Source organism: Rhodoferax sp. MLSD5-FHT05B10 (assembly GCF_058793415.1).
Window position 1 is genome coordinate 145,044 of sequence record NZ_JBXAFT010000005.1, and the last position, 17,156, is coordinate 162,199.

Annotated in this window: 13 protein-coding genes; 10 read left to right on the plus strand and 3 right to left on the minus strand. The window is 66.5% G+C overall.

Translation table 11 applies throughout. The annotated features are described in order from the left end of the window. Positions 1–66: 66 nt before the first annotated feature. Entirely contained in the window at positions 67–1,518 is a 1,452-nt protein-coding gene (gene argH / locus AC1Q5W_RS09715; protein WP_492645421.1) for an argininosuccinate lyase, read from the minus strand. A gap of 38 nt (positions 1,519–1,556) precedes the next feature. Here argH and AC1Q5W_RS09720 point away from each other — a divergent pair, with 38 nt between their 5' ends. Beyond that, positions 1,557–2,600: a histidine kinase gene (locus AC1Q5W_RS09720; protein WP_492645422.1), complete on the plus strand. Its 1,044-nt coding sequence runs from the start codon at positions 1,557–1,559 to the stop codon at positions 2,598–2,600. Then, complete coding sequence (locus AC1Q5W_RS09725; protein WP_492645423.1) at positions 2,597–3,361, plus strand: LytR/AlgR family response regulator transcription factor; 765 nt, start codon at positions 2,597–2,599, stop codon at positions 3,359–3,361. The genes AC1Q5W_RS09720 and AC1Q5W_RS09725 overlap by 4 nt, the downstream gene beginning before the upstream one ends. A gap of 12 nt (positions 3,362–3,373) precedes the next feature. On the opposite strand, the gene ppc is transcribed toward AC1Q5W_RS09725, so the two are convergent. Then, entirely contained in the window at positions 3,374–6,196 is a 2,823-nt protein-coding gene (gene ppc, locus AC1Q5W_RS09730; RefSeq protein WP_492645424.1) for a phosphoenolpyruvate carboxylase, read from the minus strand. Positions 6,197–6,257: 61 nt separating this feature from the next. Between ppc and hemC the strand changes: the two genes are divergently transcribed. The 5 genes from hemC to AC1Q5W_RS09755 are packed head-to-tail and all read left to right on the plus strand — an operon-like array spanning position 6,258 to position 11,437. After that, a complete protein-coding gene (gene hemC / locus AC1Q5W_RS09735) occupies positions 6,258–7,184 on the plus strand; it encodes a hydroxymethylbilane synthase (RefSeq protein ID WP_492645425.1) in 927 nt (308 codons plus the stop codon). A 10-nt stretch (positions 7,185–7,194) separates the two neighbouring features. Further along, a complete protein-coding gene (locus tag AC1Q5W_RS09740) occupies positions 7,195–7,992 on the plus strand; it encodes a uroporphyrinogen-III synthase (RefSeq protein WP_492645426.1) in 798 nt (265 codons plus the stop codon). After that, positions 7,989–9,047 carry a uroporphyrinogen-III C-methyltransferase gene (locus AC1Q5W_RS09745; RefSeq protein ID WP_492645427.1) on the plus strand — a complete coding sequence of 353 codons (1,059 nt, stop codon included), beginning with the start codon at positions 7,989–7,991 and terminating at the stop codon, positions 9,045–9,047. Before AC1Q5W_RS09740 ends, AC1Q5W_RS09745 begins: the two co-directional genes overlap by 4 nt. 2 nt (positions 9,048–9,049) lie before the next feature. Continuing rightward, positions 9,050–10,327, plus strand: coding sequence for a heme biosynthesis protein HemY (locus AC1Q5W_RS09750; protein WP_492645428.1), 1,278 nt, complete (start codon positions 9,050–9,052; stop codon positions 10,325–10,327). A 30-nt stretch (positions 10,328–10,357) separates the two neighbouring features. Then, positions 10,358–11,437, plus strand: coding sequence for a GGDEF domain-containing protein (locus AC1Q5W_RS09755; RefSeq protein WP_492645429.1), 1,080 nt, complete (start codon positions 10,358–10,360; stop codon positions 11,435–11,437). An 87-nt stretch (positions 11,438–11,524) separates the two neighbouring features. Here AC1Q5W_RS09755 and AC1Q5W_RS09760 read toward each other — a convergent pair whose 3' ends face one another. Continuing rightward, the gene (locus AC1Q5W_RS09760) at positions 11,525–14,494 is read right to left on the minus strand and encodes an Rne/Rng family ribonuclease (RefSeq protein ID WP_492645430.1); all 2,970 of its coding nucleotides are present in this window, start codon (positions 14,492–14,494) and stop codon (positions 11,525–11,527) included. A gap of 541 nt (positions 14,495–15,035) precedes the next feature. On the opposite strand from AC1Q5W_RS09760, the gene AC1Q5W_RS09765 reads away from it, so the two are divergent. From AC1Q5W_RS09765 to AC1Q5W_RS09775, 3 genes are read left to right on the plus strand one after another with little or no spacing between them, the layout of a single operon-like run. Continuing rightward, the gene (locus AC1Q5W_RS09765) at positions 15,036–16,049 is read left to right on the plus strand and encodes an RluA family pseudouridine synthase (RefSeq protein WP_492645431.1); all 1,014 of its coding nucleotides are present in this window, start codon (positions 15,036–15,038) and stop codon (positions 16,047–16,049) included. Between the two features lie 36 nt (positions 16,050–16,085). After that, positions 16,086–16,766, plus strand: a complete 681-nt coding sequence (locus tag AC1Q5W_RS09770; RefSeq protein ID WP_492645432.1) for an HAD family hydrolase — start codon at positions 16,086–16,088, stop codon at positions 16,764–16,766. A 15-nt stretch (positions 16,767–16,781) separates the two neighbouring features. Then, on the plus strand, positions 16,782–17,156 hold the full coding sequence (locus AC1Q5W_RS09775; protein WP_492645433.1) for a Rieske (2Fe-2S) protein: 375 nt from the start codon (positions 16,782–16,784) through the stop codon (positions 17,154–17,156).

Here is a 17,156-nt window from a genome sequence, read left to right on the forward strand (position 1 = left end):
CCCTCATTTCCATCTGTGAATCATGGAATAAAAACCGGCCGCTGTTAGCCCCACGGGAATGGGGCTTTACGCCAGCCGTGCCCGGTGCCGCGCGATTTGCGTCAGCACCTGCGCGGGTGCCGTGCCGCCCAGCGTGCTGCGGGCGTTGAGCGAGCCGCGCAGACTCAAGCACTCGTACACGTCTTTCTCGATGCCGGGGTTGAACTCCTGCAGCACGCTCAAGGGCAGTTCCGACAGGTCCACCTGGTGGCTGGTGGCGGCTTTCACCGCGTGGGCCACCACCTCGTGCGCATCGCGGAAGGGCAGGCCCTTCTTGACCAGGTAGTCGGCCAGGTCGGTGGCGGTGGCGTAGCCCCTGAGTGCCGCCTGTTCCATGGGAACCGGGTTGACGGTGATGCCGCCTTCCTTCTGGCCGGTGACGGGGTTGAGCTGGCCGCCCACCATTTCGCTGAAGATGCGCAGCGTGTCCTTCAGGGTGTCCACGGTGTCGAACAGCGGCTCCTTGTCTTCCTGGTTGTCCTTGTTGTAGGCCAGGGGCTGGCCCTTCATCAGGGTGATCAGGCCCATCAGGTGACCGACCACGCGGCCGGTCTTGCCGCGCGCGAGTTCGGGCACATCGGGGTTTTTCTTCTGCGGCATGATCGACGAGCCCGTGGTGAAGCGGTCGGCAATCTTGATGAAGCCGAAGTTCTGGCTCATCCACAGGATCAGCTCTTCGCTCATGCGGCTCACATGCACCATGCACAGGGAAGCAGCGGCGGTGAACTCGATGGCGAAGTCGCGGTCGCTCACGGCGTCCAGGCTGTTCTGGCAGACCTGCGGGTTGCCGGTGGCATCCACCATGCCCAGGGTGCGGGCCACGCGCTCGCGGTCCAGTGGGTAGCTCGTTCCCGCAAGGGCGGCTGACCCCAGGGGCAGGCGGTTGGTGCGGGCGCGCACCTCGGCGAAGCGTTCGGCATCGCGGCTGAACATTTCCACGTAGGCCAGCATGTGATGGCCAAAGCTCACCGGCTGGGCCACCTGCAGGTGGGTGAAGCCGGGCAGGATCACGTCCACATTCTTCTCGGCAATGTCTACCAGGGATTTCTGCAGGTCCACCAGCAACTCGCCAATCAGGTCGATCTCGCCGCGCAGCCACAGGCGCACGTCGGTGGCGACCTGGTCGTTGCGGCTGCGCCCGGTGTGCAGGCGCTTGCCGGCGTCGCCCACCAGCTGGGTCAGGCGGGCTTCGATGTTGAGGTGCACGTCTTCCAGGTCCAGCTTCCATTCGAAGGCGCCGGACGCGATGTCGGCCGTGATCTGCGCCATGCCGCGCACGATGGCGGCGTGGTCGTCAGCGCCGATGATCTTTTGTGCAGCCAGCATCTCGGCGTGGGCCAGACTGCCGGTGATGTCGGCCTGCCACAGGCGCTTGTCGAAAAACACGCTGGAGGTGTAGCGCTTGACCAGATCGCTCATGGGCTCCGAGAACAGGGCCGACCACGCTTGGGATTTTTTATCGAGTTGGTTTTGTGACATGGGGAGCGATGCAGGTAATGGAGTCAAAATCCGGTTTCATGAAAGACACCCAAATATTATCGGCGTTCCAGGATCCCATCTCCGGGCTGGACCCCATTGCGCCGCCGCAGGTGCCGGCTTTGGTGTTTGACGCCTGCCAGACGGGGGTGGTGCTGCGTGCGGTACTGTTTGTGGAGCTGGCAGTGGCTGTGGGGGCAACGTTTGCCTCGGCGGGCTTCATGGACTGGGTGCTGCGGGTCTCGCTGGTGACCGGCGCGGCGCTGCCCGCGACCCTGGTCTGGCTGCTGACGGCGTGCGCCAGCAAGCGCCTGCTGGCCCGCGTGGCGCCCCTGCTGCAGTATGCGGTGGGCGTGGTGTTGGGCACGTTGGCGGGCCTGTACGGGTGCGCCATGCTGGCCGTCACCGGCCTGCTGGAGGTGCCGCCCTGGGTGGCCAGCGCCAGCACCGGGGCGCTGCTGTCGGCGATTCTGGTGGCGGCGCTGGTGATGCGGGCCAAGGGCCGCATGCCGGCCGACACCTCGGCGCGCCTGGCCGAATTGCAGTCGCGCATCCGCCCGCATTTCCTGTTCAACACGCTCAACAGCGCCATCGCCCTCGTACGGGCCGAGCCCGCCAAGGCCGAGATGCTGCTGGAGGACCTGAGCGACCTGTTTCGCCACGCACTCAAGGACGCGGGGGAGTCCGTGACCCTGGGCGAGGAAATTGCCCTGGCGCAGCGCTACCTGGCCATCGAGCAGGTGCGTTTTGGTGACCGGCTGCGGGTGCAATGGGCGCTGGACCCGGCGGCCGATGCGGCTCGCCTGCCGTCCCTGCTGCTGCAGCCGCTGGTGGAAAATGCCGTGCTACACGGCGTGGAACCCAGTGCAACGGGCGCGCAGGTGAAAATATCCACCCAACTTCGGGGGTCTACGGTGCTGATCAAAGTAACGAATACGGTTCCGGCGGGCCAGGGCACGCAGGGCCATGGCCTGGCGCTGCGCAATGTGCGTGACCGCCTGGGGCTGCTGCACGATGTACAGGGCCAGTTTCGCAGCGGATTGAAAGATGGCGTGTACCAAGTCCGCATCGAGGTGCCGCTGTGAGCGCGCTCCCTACGCCGACCGGCGTGCTCCAGGTCTTGGTGGTGGACGACGAGCAACTGGCGCGCGCGCGCATGCGCACGCTGCTGGCGGACTGCAAATCCCCTCTGCTGGCCCTGGCCGGCGAGGCAGCGAATGCCGTGCAGGCCATGGAGCTGCTGCAGCGCCAGCATTTTGACGTCGCGCTGCTCGACATTCACATGCCCGGTGCCGATGGCCTGGCCCTGGCGCGCACCCTGCAAACCATGGCAGAGGCACCCGCGCTGATTTTTGTCACGGCCCATGCCGAACATGCGGTGGAAGCCTTTGAGCTGGAGGCACTGGATTACCTGACCAAGCCGGTGCGGCTGGAACGCCTGCAGCAGGCGCTACAAAAAGTGGAGCGGCTCAGGCAGTTCTCACGCGGGCTGGATGCCGATTTGCCGCAGGAAATGCTGGTCATCCAGGAGCGCGGCCGGACCGAGCGCGTGCCGCTGCAGCAGGTGATCTATTTCAAGGCGGAGCAGAAGTACCTCACGGTGCGCACGGCGGCGCGCAGCTACATCCTGGACGGTTCCCTCAACGACGTGGAAGAGCGGTACAAGGAGCATTTCTTCCGTATCCACCGCAACGCCCTCATCGCCCGACGCGCTGTGCGGGCGCTGGAAAAGCATTTCGACCCGGAAGAGGGCGAGGGCTGGGCGGTGCGCCTGAAGGGCGTCGACGAGCTGCTGGCGGTGTCGCGCCGCCAGCTGGCCGCTGTGCGCGAGCTGGTGAAAAGCTGAAGGGCGGCGGGATTAGCCCGTGTTGCGCAAGCCCGCGGCAATGCCGTTGATCGAGATGTGGATGCCGCGCTGGACGCGGTCGTCCGATTGGCCTTCGCGGTAGCGCCGGATCAGCTCGACCTGCAGGTGGTGCAGGGGGTCGATGTAGGGAAAGCGGTGCCGGATGGAACGCTGCAGCGCGGCGTTGTTGGCCAGGCGGTTCTTCTCACCGGTGATCGTGGCCAGCGCCTGGGCCGTGCTGTGCCACTCCAGTTCGATGGCGGCAAAGATCTTCTTGCGCAGCCGCGTGTCGGCCACCAGTTCGGAGTAGCGCGAGGCCAGCGCCAGATCGCTCTTGGCCATCACCATGTCCATGTTGGAAAGCAGCGTCTTGAAGAACGGCCACTGGCGGTACATCTTCTGCAGCAGCGCGGTGCGCTCCTTCTGCATCGCGGGGGTGCCGGTCTTGGTGAAGGCGTGGATGGCTGAACCGAAGCCGTACCAGCCCGGCAGCGTCAGGCGGCACTGGCCCCAACTGAAGCCCCAGGGAATGGCGCGCAGGTCTTCGATTTTCTGCGAGGCCTTGCGGGACGCCGGGCGCGAGCCGATGTTGAGTTCGGCAATCTCCCGTATCGGGGTGGAGCCGAAGAAGTATTCGGTAAAGCCGGGGGTCTCGTACACCAGCGCGCGGTAGGCGGCCATGCTGGCCTGCGACAGCTCCGCTGCCGCTTCCAGAAAGGCCTTGGTGGCGGGCTTGGTGGGCTGCAGGAGCGTGGCCTCCAGCGTGGCGGCCACCAGGGTCTCCAGGTTGCGCCGGCCGATCTCGGGGTTGGCGTACTTGGAGCCAATCACCTCGCCCTGTTCGGTCAGCCGGATCTGTCCGCGCACGGTGCCGGGGGGTTGCGCCAGGATGGCCTGGTAGCTGGGGCCGCCGCCACGCCCCACCGTGCCGCCGCGGCCGTGGAACATGCGCAACTGGATCTTGTGCGAGTGGGTCAGTTCGTCAAACAGTTCGACCAGCGCAATCTCGGCGCGGTACAGCTCCCAGTTGCTGGTGAAAATGCCGCCGTCCTTGTTGCTGTCGGAGTAGCCCAGCATGATGTCCTGCTCGCCGCCGCTGCGCTTGACCATGTCGGCAATGCCGGGCAGGGCGTAGAACGCCCGCATGATGGGGGCCGCGTTGCGCAGATCTTCAATGGTTTCAAACAGGGGCACCACAATCAGGTCGTTGCGGGCCTGGGCGTCCAGGGTGCCCTGGAGCATGCCCACTTCCTTTTGCAGCAGCAGCACTTCCAGCAGATCGCTCACATTTTCGGTGTGGCTGATGATGTAGTGGCGAATGGCCTGCGCGCCAAAGGTCTCGCGCAACTCACGGGCCATGGCGAAAATGGCCAGCTCGCTGCGGGTGTGGTCCGAGTAGGCGGCGCCGTGTACCCGCAGGTCCCGGGCGTCATTGAGCAGGCCCATGAGCAGCGTGCGCTTGGCCGCTTCGTCCAGGCGGCTGTAGCCGGGCTCGATGCGCGCGGTGGCCAGCAGTTCGGCCACCACTTCCTCGTGCTGGTCCGAGCTCTGGCGCAGATCCACGGTGGCCAGATGGAAGCCAAAGACGTCCACCGCCCGGATCAGCGGGTGCAGGCGCTGGGCAACCAGCGCTGCGCCGTGGTTGGCCTTTAGGGACGCCTCCAGGGTGCGCAGGTCGGCGGCAAAGTCCTGGGCCGACAGATAGGGGTTTTGCGGCGCCACGGCGTGGCGGGCGGCCTCGGTGCCCGTCAGGCTCTTGAGGGTGGCGGCCAGCCGGGCGTACACGCCGGTCAACGCGCGGCGGTAGGGTTCGTCCATGCGATGGACGTTGTGGTCGGGCGAGCGCTCGGCCAGCGCCTGCATCTCGGGTGTGCACTGCGTCAGCCGGGCCGACAGCGACAGTTCGCCGCCCAGGTAGTGCACCTCGGTCAGGTAGTGGCGCAGGGCGACTTCGGCCTGGCGGCGCAGCGCGTATTCCAGGGTCTGGGCGCTCACGTTGGGGTTGCCGTCGCGGTCGCCGCCGATCCACTGGCCCATGCGCAGGAAACTGTGCACGGGCTGGTTGCCCAGCAACTGCTCCAGGTCGGCGTACAGCCGGGGAATTTCGCGCAGGAAGGTGGACTCGTAGTAGCTCAGCGCGTTTTCAATCTCATCGGCAACCGTGAGCTTGCTGAAGCGCAGCAGGCGGGTCTGCCACAGCTGCATGACGCGGGCGCGGATCTGGGCCTCGTTGGCCGCCAGCTCGCGTGGCGTCAGCGCGTCCTTCTTGCTGTCAAACGCCGCGGCGCGCATCTTGATCTCGTCGCGCGCGGTCAGCAGCAGGGCAATGTCGCGCTCGGCGTCCAGAATGCTCTTGCGCTGCACTTCGGTGGGGTGGGCCGTCAAGACCGGCGAGACAAAGCTGTGCGCCAGCATTTGCGCAATGGTCCGGGGTGCGATGCCCGCCCAGCGCAGGCGCGACAGGGCCACGTCCAGGCTGCCTTCCTGGGTATCGCCGGCCCGTTCGTGGATGGCGCGGCGGCGGATGTGGTGCCGGTCTTCGGCCAGGTTCGCCAGGTGCGAGAAATAGGTGAAGGCGCGGATGACGCTGACGGTTTGGTCACCGCTGAGGCTCTTGAGCAGCTTCTTGAGCGCCTTGTCGGCTTCCTGGTCGGCATCGCGGCGAAACGCCACCGACAGGGTGCGGATCTGCTCGATCAGTTCATAGGCCTCCACGCCTTCCTTTTCGCGAATGACATCGCCCAGCATCCGGCCCAGCAAGCGGATGTCTTCCACCAGCGGGCGTTCGTTGTCTTTGGTGCGTTTGGCGGGTGGCGTGGCGGATGAATGCTTCATACTGCCCATGCTAGCATTGAAGACTATCAACCGATTACCAGCGGGTTACCACACACGGGCCATGACAGCGCACACATTAACTATCGCCACACGGGAGAGCCGCCTCGCACTTTGGCAGGCGGAGCACGTCAAAGCCCTGCTGGAGCAGCAGGGCCATACCGTCAGTCTGCTGGGCATGACCACCCGGGGTGACCAGATTCTGGACCGCTCGCTCAGCAAAGTGGGCGGCAAGGGCCTGTTCGTCAAGGAGCTGGAGACGGCGCTGGAAGACGGGCAGGCGGATCTCGCGGTGCATTCCCTGAAAGACGTTCCCATGGAGCTGCCGCCCGGTTTCAGCCTGGCCTGCGTCATGGAACGCGAAGACCCGCGCGATGCCTGGGTGTCGGGTCGCTACGCCACGCTGGACGAACTGCCGCAGGGCGCGGTGGTGGGCACTTCCAGCCTGCGTCGCATGGCGCTGTTGCGCGCACTGCGCCCGGACCTGAAGATCGAAGCCCTGCGCGGCAATCTGGATACGCGCCTGAAGAAGCTCGACGACGGCCTGTACGACGGCATCGTGCTGGCCGCAGCCGGCCTCAAGCGGCTGGGGCTGGCTTCCCGCATCCGCGCCACGTTCGATCCGCAGCAGATGCTGCCGGCCGCCGGGCAGGGCGCGTTGGGCATTGAAGTGCGTTCGGACCGGCCGGACGTGGTGCAGGTATTGGGAACCCTGCTGCACACGCCGACCTGGCTGGCCGTCTCCGCCGAGCGGGCCGTCAGCCGGGTCATGGGCGGCAGCTGTTCCATGCCCCTGGCGGCCTACGCCACGCTGGACGGCGACGCTTTGCACATCCGCGCGGTGTGGGGCGATCCCCAAGGGGTTTTGCCGCTGGTGCACGCCCAGGCCCGTGCCAGCGTGACCGATGTGGGTGCCGCTACCCGGCTGGGCGAGCAGGTGGCCCGGCAACTGCAGGAAGGCGTGCGCGCCCAGACCACCCCGGGGGGCTGAAACGGTGCGCGTGATCGTCACCCGGCCGCAGCAGGATGCCGGGCCGTGGGTGACCGCCCTGGCGGAGGCCGGCCACGACGCCGTGGCCCTGCCGCTGCTGGGGGTGGGGCCACCTCCCGATCCGGCGGCCGTGGTCGCCGCGTGGGGGCGCATGGCAGCCTTTGATGCCGTGATGTTCGTCAGCGGCAATGCCGTAGCCCAATTTTTTGCATTGAAACCGGCTGCAGCCTCCGCATTCACTGCGCAGGCAGCTATCAAAACAAGAGCATTCGTGGTGGGCCCCGGCAGTATGGCTGCCTTGCTGCGCGCCGGTGCGGAGCACGCGTACATCGACGCGCCTTCCCCCCAGGCCGGCCAGTTTGATTCGGAAGCCTTGTGGGCCGTGGTGGGGCACCGTGTGTGCTCCGGCTACCGGGTGCTGCTGGTGCGCGGTGCCGACAGTGCCCGTGCGGCCGGCGCCGGGGTGGGCAATGGTGCGGGCCGCGACTGGTTTGCCAATCAGGTGCTGGCGGCCGGCGGCAGCGTGGAGTATGTGGTGGCGTACCAGCGCCGGGCTCCCGCCCTGCGGGATTCCGAGCGTGCGCTGGCACAGCAGGCGGCGCAGGACGGCTCCGTGTGGCTGTTCAGCAGTTCGGAGGCCATTGGCAACCTGGTGGCGGCCTGTGGCCGCCAGTCCTGGCAGCGGGCCCGGGCCGTGGCGACCCACCCGCGCATCGCGCAGGCGGCCCGCGCGGCCGGCTTTGCCGTGGTGTGCGAATCCCGCCCGACGCTGGCAGCGGTGCTGGCCTCGATAGAATCGCTCCAATGAACACAGAGTCCACTGTTACCGTGCCGCCGCCGTCTGCGCAGGAGGCTTCCACCGCACTGCCCGTGCCCCCGGCGCGCCCGCTGGGCCAGCGCCTGCCATGGGCCCTGGGTGTGCTGGCGTTGGTCGCGCTGCTGGTCAGCGGGCTGTTGTGGCAGAAACTCGCGTCCATCCAGGAGCAGCTGGCACGCCAGAGCGCGGATGCCGGTGCCCAGGCCAACCAGGCCGTGGCCGTGGCCAAGCAGGCGCAGGCACTGGCACTGGAGACCGCCGCCAAGCTGGCGGTGACGGAAGCCCGGTTGAGCGAGGTGTCGCTGCAGCGCACCCAGCTGGAAGAGCTGATGCAGAGCCTGTCGCGTTCGCGGGACGAAAACCTGGTGGTCGATATCGAGGCGGCGGTGCGTATGGCGCAGCAGCAGGCCCAGCTGACCGGCAGCGTGGAACCTTTGCTGGCGGCTCTCAAGAGTGCAGAGGTGCGCATCAACCGCGCCGCGCAGCCCCGCCTGACCCCTTTGCAGCGCGCGCTGGCACGGGATATTGCCCGCATCAAGGCCACGGCCCTGGCCGATACGCCGGCGCTGCTGGTGCGGCTCGACGAACTGGTGCAGCTCGCCGATGACCTGCCGGTAGCCAATGCCGTGGCGGCACCCCGGCCCGCTGATTCGCTGCGGCGCAAACCGGAAGAAGCCGTTGCCACCTGGTGGATGCGTCTGGGGCTGGTCGTGCGCGACGAGCTGCGCAACCTGGTGCGCGTCAGCCGCCTGGAAGATCCGCAGGCTGCCTTGCTGTCGCCCGAACAGTCGTTCTTCCTGCGCGAGAACCTCAAGCTCAAGCTGCTCAATGCCCGTCTGGGGCTGCTGTCGCGCCAGATCGATTCGGTGCGCTCCGACCTGGCCACCGCAGCGGTTTCCATGGGACGCTATTTCGACACCTCCTCGCGCAGGACCCAGACCGCCCTGGCCTTGCTGAACCAGGTGCAGGGCCAGCTCAAGGCGCTGGAGCTGCCGCGCGTGGATGACACGCTGGCGGCCCTGTCTACTGCCGCGGCCGGACGCTGACCATGCGCGTTGCACTCTGGCTCACGGCCCTGTTCGCCATCGCGGTGGCGAGTGCCCTGTTTGCGGGCAACAACCACAACATGGTCACGGTGTTCTGGGCGCCGTACCGGGTGGACTTGTCGCTCAACCTGGCGCTGTTGGTGCTGGCGGTCAGCTTTGTCGTGTTGCACTTTGCCCTGCGGGCCCTGTCGGCGTTGTTGAGCATCCCCCATCAGGCGCGCAAATGGCGCTTGCTGCAGAAGGAGCGGGCCATCCATACAGCCCTGCTCGACTCACTGGCCCACCTGGTGGCCGGGCGATTTGTGCGTGCGCGCAAGGCCGCCGAGCTGGTGGTGTCGCTGGAAGATTCGGTGGAGCACGGCGGCGAACACCTGGCGTATGCGGGGCGTCTGCGCACGCTGGTGCACCTGCTGGCTGCTGAGAGCGCGCATGCCTTGCAGGACCGTCCGGTGCGGGATGCGCACTTTCAGCTCGCCCTGGAACAGGCCGCCAGCCGGGAGGCGCAGGACGCCCGCGACGGGGTCCAGCTGCGGGCGGCCCGCTGGGCGCTGGAGGACCGCGACGCTAGCGCCGCCCTGCAATGGCTGGACCAGCTGCCCCAGGGCGCTGCGCGCCGGACCATGGCCTTGCGCCTGCGTTTCAAGGCTGCCCGTCTGGCGGGCCAGCCGCGGGCGGCCCTGGAGACGGCACGTCTGCTCACCAAACACCGGGCCTTTTCCCAGGTGGCGGGCAGCAGCATGGCCCGGGGCCTGTCCATCGAGCTGATCCAGGCCGCGCACGATCCGGTGCAGATTCAGCGCGCCTGGGAAACACTGGAACGCGCCGAACAGCAGATGCCCGACGTTGCCATCGAGGCAGCCGAACGCCTGCTGGCGCACGGGGGCGAGGTTGCGCTTGCGCGCCAGTGGCTGCTGCCGGTGTGGGACGCCATGGTGCAACGCCGCGATGCCCTGACGCTGGCGCAGCGCGTGCGATTGACGCAAGTCCTGGAGCGCGGGTTCAGCGCGGCCGAGGGCGCGCCCGACGCCGCCTGGCTGACCCGCATTGAGACGGCGCAAATGGAGCATCCGGGCGATGCCGTGCTGCAGTACCTGGCCGGCGTGGTGTGCATGCGCCTGCGGTTGTGGGGCAAGGCGCAGCAGATGCTCAAGCAGTCGCTGTCGACCCTGCCGGACGCCGAACTCCGGCGCGCAGCGTGGCTTGCGCTGGCCCAGATGGCCGAGCAGCGGCAGGATGCCAGTGCCGCCACGGACGCCTACCGCGAGGCGGCCAAAAGATGACGGCGCCCTGATTCGTGTTTATTATGTGCCATGGCCACACTCATTGAGCACATCATCAAGCTGACCGATCACCGGGATCGGGACCTTCTGGAATTGACCCTGGCCAAGGCCCTCATCGATCTGCTGCCGATCCAGCGCATCGTGGTGGCGAAGGTGGTCAGCGAAGAGGGCATCCGGCGCTGGCTGGATATCGTGTCGATGGATGCCCGGGGCGGTGGCAAGGTGGTCGATCCCCTGCGGGTGGATTTTCAGACCTTGCGCCCGGTCGAGGACGCCAAGGACCGTTTCCATTGCCTGGAGAGCGCAAGCCAGGTGGAAGTGGCGTGGGCGGGCGAGGCGGGCCCGCGCATCACCTACCTGCCGCTGTACCCCAACAACGCCCACCACGACGAAGCGGGAGTGGTGGAAATCCATTCCGGCGCATCCCTGACCAGCGAGCAGTCGCAGGTTTTCGAGGTGCTGCACCGCGTGTTCCTGAACATGTACCGCCTGCTGGCCTACAGCGACCGCGATGCCCTGACCGGCTTGCTCAACCGCAAGGCGCTGGACCACACGTTTTACAGCGCCGTGCTGGAGGAAATGGACCACGGCCTGGAAGGGGAGACGCGCGTGCTGGAAGCCGATGTGCTGCCCGTGTCCGAGCGTCGCCACCGCGTGCCGCCCAATTACTGGCTGGGCACCGTGCAGGTGGACGGTTTTGAGGCCATCGGCGACAAGAAAGGGCCTCTGATTGCCGAAGAAGTGCTGCTGCTGGTGGCGCGGATCATGAACAACACCTTCCGGACCTATGACCGTCTGTACCGACTGGGAGGCGACCAGTTTGCGGTGCTGATGCACTGCCCCAACGAAGCCCTGGTGCTGGCCGCGTTCGAGCGCTTCCGCTCCAACATGGAGAAGTTCAACTTTCCCCAGGTAGGCCGAGTGACGGCCTGTGCCGGCTTCACCCGCGTCACGGCCGACGATTCGCCCGACACCACGCTGGAGCGCGCCGCGCGGGCAGTGGAATACGCCCAGCACAACGGCCCCAACCGGGTAATCAGCCATGGCGACCTGGAGCGCCAGGGGCTGTTGGCCGAGCTGCCCGCAACGGGTTTTGTCGAATTGCTCTGATCAACAGAGGTAGCGGACCCACCATGAAAAAAGGGGCGTAAACGCCCCTTTTGTCGTTGCAGCCCCCGCGTGGCGGGGGCCGGTCGGTCAAGCCGACGGAGTCTGCTCGAACGGCAGCGCCATGTCGCGCAGATCGCGCTTGGTTTCCACCAGGATCAGCGGACCGGTATCCATGACCACCGGTGCGGGCCGCTCGCGGGGCACGTGCACCGGCTTGGGCTCGGCGGCAATGGCGGCTTGCACCGCTGCAATCCGGTCGGCATCGGAATTGACCCATTGCAGTCCGCTGTCCTGGGCCACCTTCAGCAGATCGTCGGTGGGCAGCACATAGGTCGTGACGGCTGGCATGCGGGTTGCGGCAGCGGGTGCCGGTGCTGCAGCCGCAGGTGCTGCGGTGGCCACGGGTGCGGGTGCCACTTCCGGCGTGGGTGTGGACACGGGGGCGTCGCCAACGGCTGCCACGTGCGCGGGAGGAATGCGCAGGTCCGGACGCTCTTCGCCTTCGCGGTCACCGCGGGGTGTGCGTTCGCGGCCGTAACGGTCCCGTGAACGCTTCTCGCGTGGGGCGTCGTTTTCCGCGCGCGGTGCGGCGGGCTGGGCCTCACCGTCCTGCACCGGCTGCGGTGCTGCGGACGCGTCGGCCGGAGCGCTGTTGACATGGGCAAAGTAGGAGCGGGGTGCTTGCTGACCTTCGTCGGCTGCACCGCTCAGTTCGCCGTCCTGGCGCGGGGCCCGGTCGGACCGGCCACGGCCACCCCGGCTCCGGCCTTCGCGGCCTTCACGACCTTCACGCGGCTGTCCCTCGTTGCGGCCTTCGCCACCCTCGGGCAGGGCGCTGGCGTCGCTGCGGCCTTCGCCACGCGGCTCACCGCGTTCTCCGTTTTCGTTGCGTTCACCGCGCTCGCCGCCGCGGCCATTGCGCTCACCGCCGCGGCCACCGCGGTCATTGCGCGGGCCGCGTTCAGCGCGCGGCTCCTGGCGTGCCGTGTCTGCTCCGGCGTTGACTTGCACGCCCACTTCGGGCGCCAGGGGTTTGCCTTCGGCGTCGAAGCGTTCGCGCTGTGCGCCGCCCTGGCGTTCACCGCCACGGCCGCCGCGACCACCGCGGCCACCGCGTCCGTCGCCACGGCCTTCACCGCGGGGACCACGGCCCTCGCCGCGTGGCTCGTTACGGCCTTCACCACGGCCTTCGCCGTTGCGTCCACCGTTGCGGTTGCCATCGCGGCCGCGGCCTTCACGGGCCTCTTGCGGCTTGGCAGCGGGGGCTGGTGCGGGCTTGACCGGTGCTGCAGGCGTTTCGCCGGCAAACAGGCGCTTGAGCCAGCCGAAGAAGCCTTTTTCTGCGGGGGCTGCAGCGGCTGCGGGGCGTGCACCACCGGTGCGCGGTGCGTGCTGCGGTGCAGTGGCCTTGGCCTGCGGTGCCGTCTCGGGGCGGGGCACGGCGACCGGTGCCGGCGCATCGGGCAGCACGCCCTTGATGATGGGCGTCTGCTTGTTGGTGGGCTCCTGCGAGCGGCGAGTCACGCTGGTTGGGTCTTCGATTTCATCGGCCATCTTGTAGCTGGCTTCGATGTTGTCCAGACGAGGGTCGTCGTGCTTCAGGCGTTCCAGACGGTAGTTGGGCGTTTCCAGCGTCTTGTTGGGCACCAGCAGCACATTGATGCGTTGCTTGAGCTCAATCTTGGCGATCTCGGAGCGCTTTTCGTTGAGCAGGAACGATGCGACATCGACCGGCACCTGGCACAGCACGGAGGCGGTGCTGTCCTTGAGCGACTCTTCCTGGATCACGCGCAGGATCTGCAGCGCCGAGCTTTCGGTGTCGCGGATGTGGCCGGAGCCGCCGCAGCGCGGGCAGGGAATGGAAGCACCTTCGGAAAGGGCCGGGCGCAGGCGCTGGCGGCTCATTTCCATGAGGCCGAACTTGCTGATGGTGCCGAACTGCACGCGGGCACGGTCCTGGCGCAGGGCGTCGCGCAGGCGGTTTTCGACGTCGCGGCGGTTGCGACTCTCTTCCATGTCGATGAAGTCGATGACGATCAGGCCACCGAGGTCGCGCAGACGCATCTGGCGCGCCACTTCGTCGGCGGCTTCCAGGTTGGTGCGGGTGGCGGTTTCCTCGATGTCGCCGCCCTTGATGGCGCGAGCCGAGTTCACGTCCACCGACACCAGGGCTTCGGTATGGTCGATCACGATGGCGCCGCCGGACGGCAGCTGCACCGTGCGGGCGTACGCGGATTCGATCTGGTGCTCGATCTGGAAGCGGCTGAACAGCGGGGCGTCGTCACGGTAGCGCTTCACGCGGGCGGCGTGCTCGGGCATGACGTGGGCCATGAACTGCTGGGCCTGCTCGTACACGTCGTCGGTGTCGATCAGGATGTCGCCGATGTCGTGGTTGAAGTAGTCGCGGATGGCGCGGATCACCAGGCTGGATTCCTGGTAGATCAGGTAGGCACCCTTGCCGCCCTTGGCGGCACCGTCGATGGCCGACCAGAGCTTCAACAGGTAGTTCAGGTCCCACTGCAGTTCCGGGGCGCTGCGGCCAATGCCGGCGGTGCGGGCGATGATGGACATGCCGTTGGGGTATTCCAGCTGGTCCAGCGCCTCTTTCAGTTCGGCACGGTCTTCGCCCTCGATGCGGCGGCTCACGCCACCGCCCCGGGGGTTGTTGGGCATCAGCACCACATAGCGGCCGGCCAGCGAAACGAAGGTGGTCAGGGCCGCGCCCTTGTTGCCACGTTCTTCCTTTTCGACCTGAACCAGCAGTTCCTGGCCTTCCTTGATGGCGTCCTGGATGCGTGCCTGCGAAGCCGACACGCCTTCCTTGAAGTACATCTTGGAGATTTCCTTGAACGGCAGGAAGCCGTGGCGGTCTTCGCCGTAGTCGACGAAACAGGCTTCCAGCGACGGCTCGACGCGGGTGACGACGGCCTTGTAGATGTTGCCCTTGCGCTGTTCGCGCCCTTCGATCTCAATTTCGTAGTCGAGGAGTTTTTGTCCGTCGACAATGGCCAGGCGGCGTTCTTCAGCCTGCGTGGCGTTGATCAGCATCCGTTTCATGGATTGCATCCTTCATCAGTAGTACATGCCCAAAGCGGGCGTTGATACCTGAACTGACGAACCGAAACGAGGTGGAATTGCCGGAGAACTTCCACTCACATGCGTGAGCGAAGCGTAGGCGCGTGGAGGGGAGCGAGGGGATGCGTTTGCGAATTTGCTACTAAAACAATAGCTGGTTGCGCCCGATCTACGGGGGCTGACGGCCGATTGATGCCAACAAACGGCGCGCAAACGCACCGCAGGCATAGGTTAATCAGGCTCATCAACACAAACATCTCGCTTCATTCCGTTCACAGACCGGGAGGGTCTGCGAACTTTGGGTATTCCGTATCAGTGTTTCAATTCGTCGGCTTGACCGCGTCCTCTGCAGGCCATCACAGGCATTTGGCGTGTGATTTGCGTGCAGGACAACGCGGCGGCATCGACCTTCCAGCGCGGCTGTGTATGGCGTGTGGACTAAACTCCAGACAAATCAACCACTTACAGCGCGTCGCTAGTGAAACACATTATAGGGGGCAATCCTCAGACCCCACATCCGCTGGTGCAATCGGTTACCGTTGACGAGAACGGCGCCGGCCAGCGGCTGGACAATTTCCTCCTGCGCCACCTCAAGGGCGTGCCCAAAACCCATATCTACCGCATCATCCGCAGCGGCGAGGTGCGGGTCAACAAGGGGCGCGCCAGTGCCGACACCCGGCTCAATGCCGGCGATGTGCTCCGGCTGCCGCCGGTGCGGGTGTCCGAACGGGCGGCGGAAAAAGCACAGGCCATGGCCCGGCAGGTGGCCAGCCACGCGCCGGCCCGGGATTTCACCGTCCTGTACGAGGATGAGAGTTTCCTGGCTATCAATAAACCGGCTGGCGTGGCGGTGCACGGCGGTTCGGGTGTCAGTTTTGGCGTGATCGAGCAACTGCGCATGGCCCGGCCGCAGGCCAAGTTCCTGGAACTGGTGCACCGGCTGGACCGCGAGACCAGCGGCATCCTGCTGGTGGCCAAGAAGCGCAGCGCCCTGAAGAACCTGCAGGACCAGTTCCGCGAGCGGGAAACCGGCAAGACCTACCTGGCCCTGGCGCTGGGGCAGTGGCCGGCCAACAAGAAAGTGCTGGACAAGCCCCTGCACAAATACCTGTTGCCCGACGGCGAGCGCCGGGTCAAGGTGGTGTCCAAGGATGACACCGACGGCATGCCGTCATTGACCTTGGTCAAGGTGCGGGCGGCAGGGGGCGTGGTTCCGGCGGCCGTCCAGCACCTGGCCGGCGCCCAGCAGGGGTTTTCCTTGCTGGAAGTCACCATCAAGACCGGCCGCACGCACCAGATCCGGGTGCACCTGGCGTCCGAGGGCATGCCGATTGTGGGCGATGACAAGTACGGCGACTTTGAATGCAACAAGGCCTTGGCCCGCGCCAGCGGTGCCCTGTCGCTCAAGCGCATGTTTTTGCACGCCTGGCGATTACAGTGCAACCATCCTGCCACCGGCGTGCGTCTGGAATTGAAAGCCGAGCTGCCCGACGAGTTGGCGCAGTTCCTGGTGCAGGTGCTGCCGCAGGCGGCCTGACAGCCAGCCCCCTTCTGTTGAACCACGACCTTTGCCATGCCAGACCCTTCGTTGACGTCCGCTTCCCGCCAGTTTGATCTGATTGCCTTTGACTGGGACGGGACCCTGTTTGACTCCACGGCCATCATCGTGCGCTGCATCCAGCGGGCGGTGGTGGATGTGGGCGGGCGCCAGCCCAGCGACCAGGCCGCAGCCTACGTCATCGGCCTGGGACTGATGCAGGCGCTGGCCCATGCGGCACCCGACGTGCCGCCGGAGAAATACCCGGAACTGGGCGCGCGCTACAAGCACCACTACCTTGCGCACCAGAACGACATCAGCCTGTTTGCCGGCGTGCTGCCCCTGCTGGCGGATTTGAAGGCACGCAACCACTGGCTGGCCGTGGCCACCGGAAAGAGCCGACGCGGGCTGGATGAGGCCCTGCAGGCGGTGGAGTTGCGGGGCATGTTCGACAGCTCCCGCACCGCCGACGAGACCGCCGGCAAGCCCCACCCCCTGATGCTGCAGGAATTGATGCAGGAGTTCGGTGTGGAGCCGCACCGGGTGCTGATGATTGGCGACACCACGCACGACCTGCAAATGGCCCTGAACGCGGGCGTGCCCAGCGTGGGTGTGAGCTACGGCGCCCACGAGCCCGAAGCCTTTGCCGCGCTCGGCCCCCTGCACGTGGCGCACTCGGTGGCCGAGCTGCACACCTGGCTGCGCGCGCACGCCTGACGGGGAGGACGGACCATGACGGATCTGCAAACGGCCATTCCCCTGTGCAACTCCCGCGATCTGGTGGACCGTGGTGACGCGGTTCCCTTCGACGTGCTCTACGCCGGGCGCACTGCGCGCGGCTTTGCCATTCGCTACCAGGGGCAGGTGTATGCCTACCTCAACCAGTGCGGCCACATTCCCATGGAAATGGACTACCAGCCCAACCAGTTCTTCGACCACAGCGGCCAGTGGCTGATGTGCGCCACCCATGGTGCGATCTACCGGCCGGAAACCGGCGAATGCCGCGGCGGCCCCTGCCGCACCGGTTTGATCAAGATCGAACTGACCGAGCAGGACGGTGTCGTGCACTGGCATACTGCCCCTAACCTGAAACCTCTTGAGTTCTGA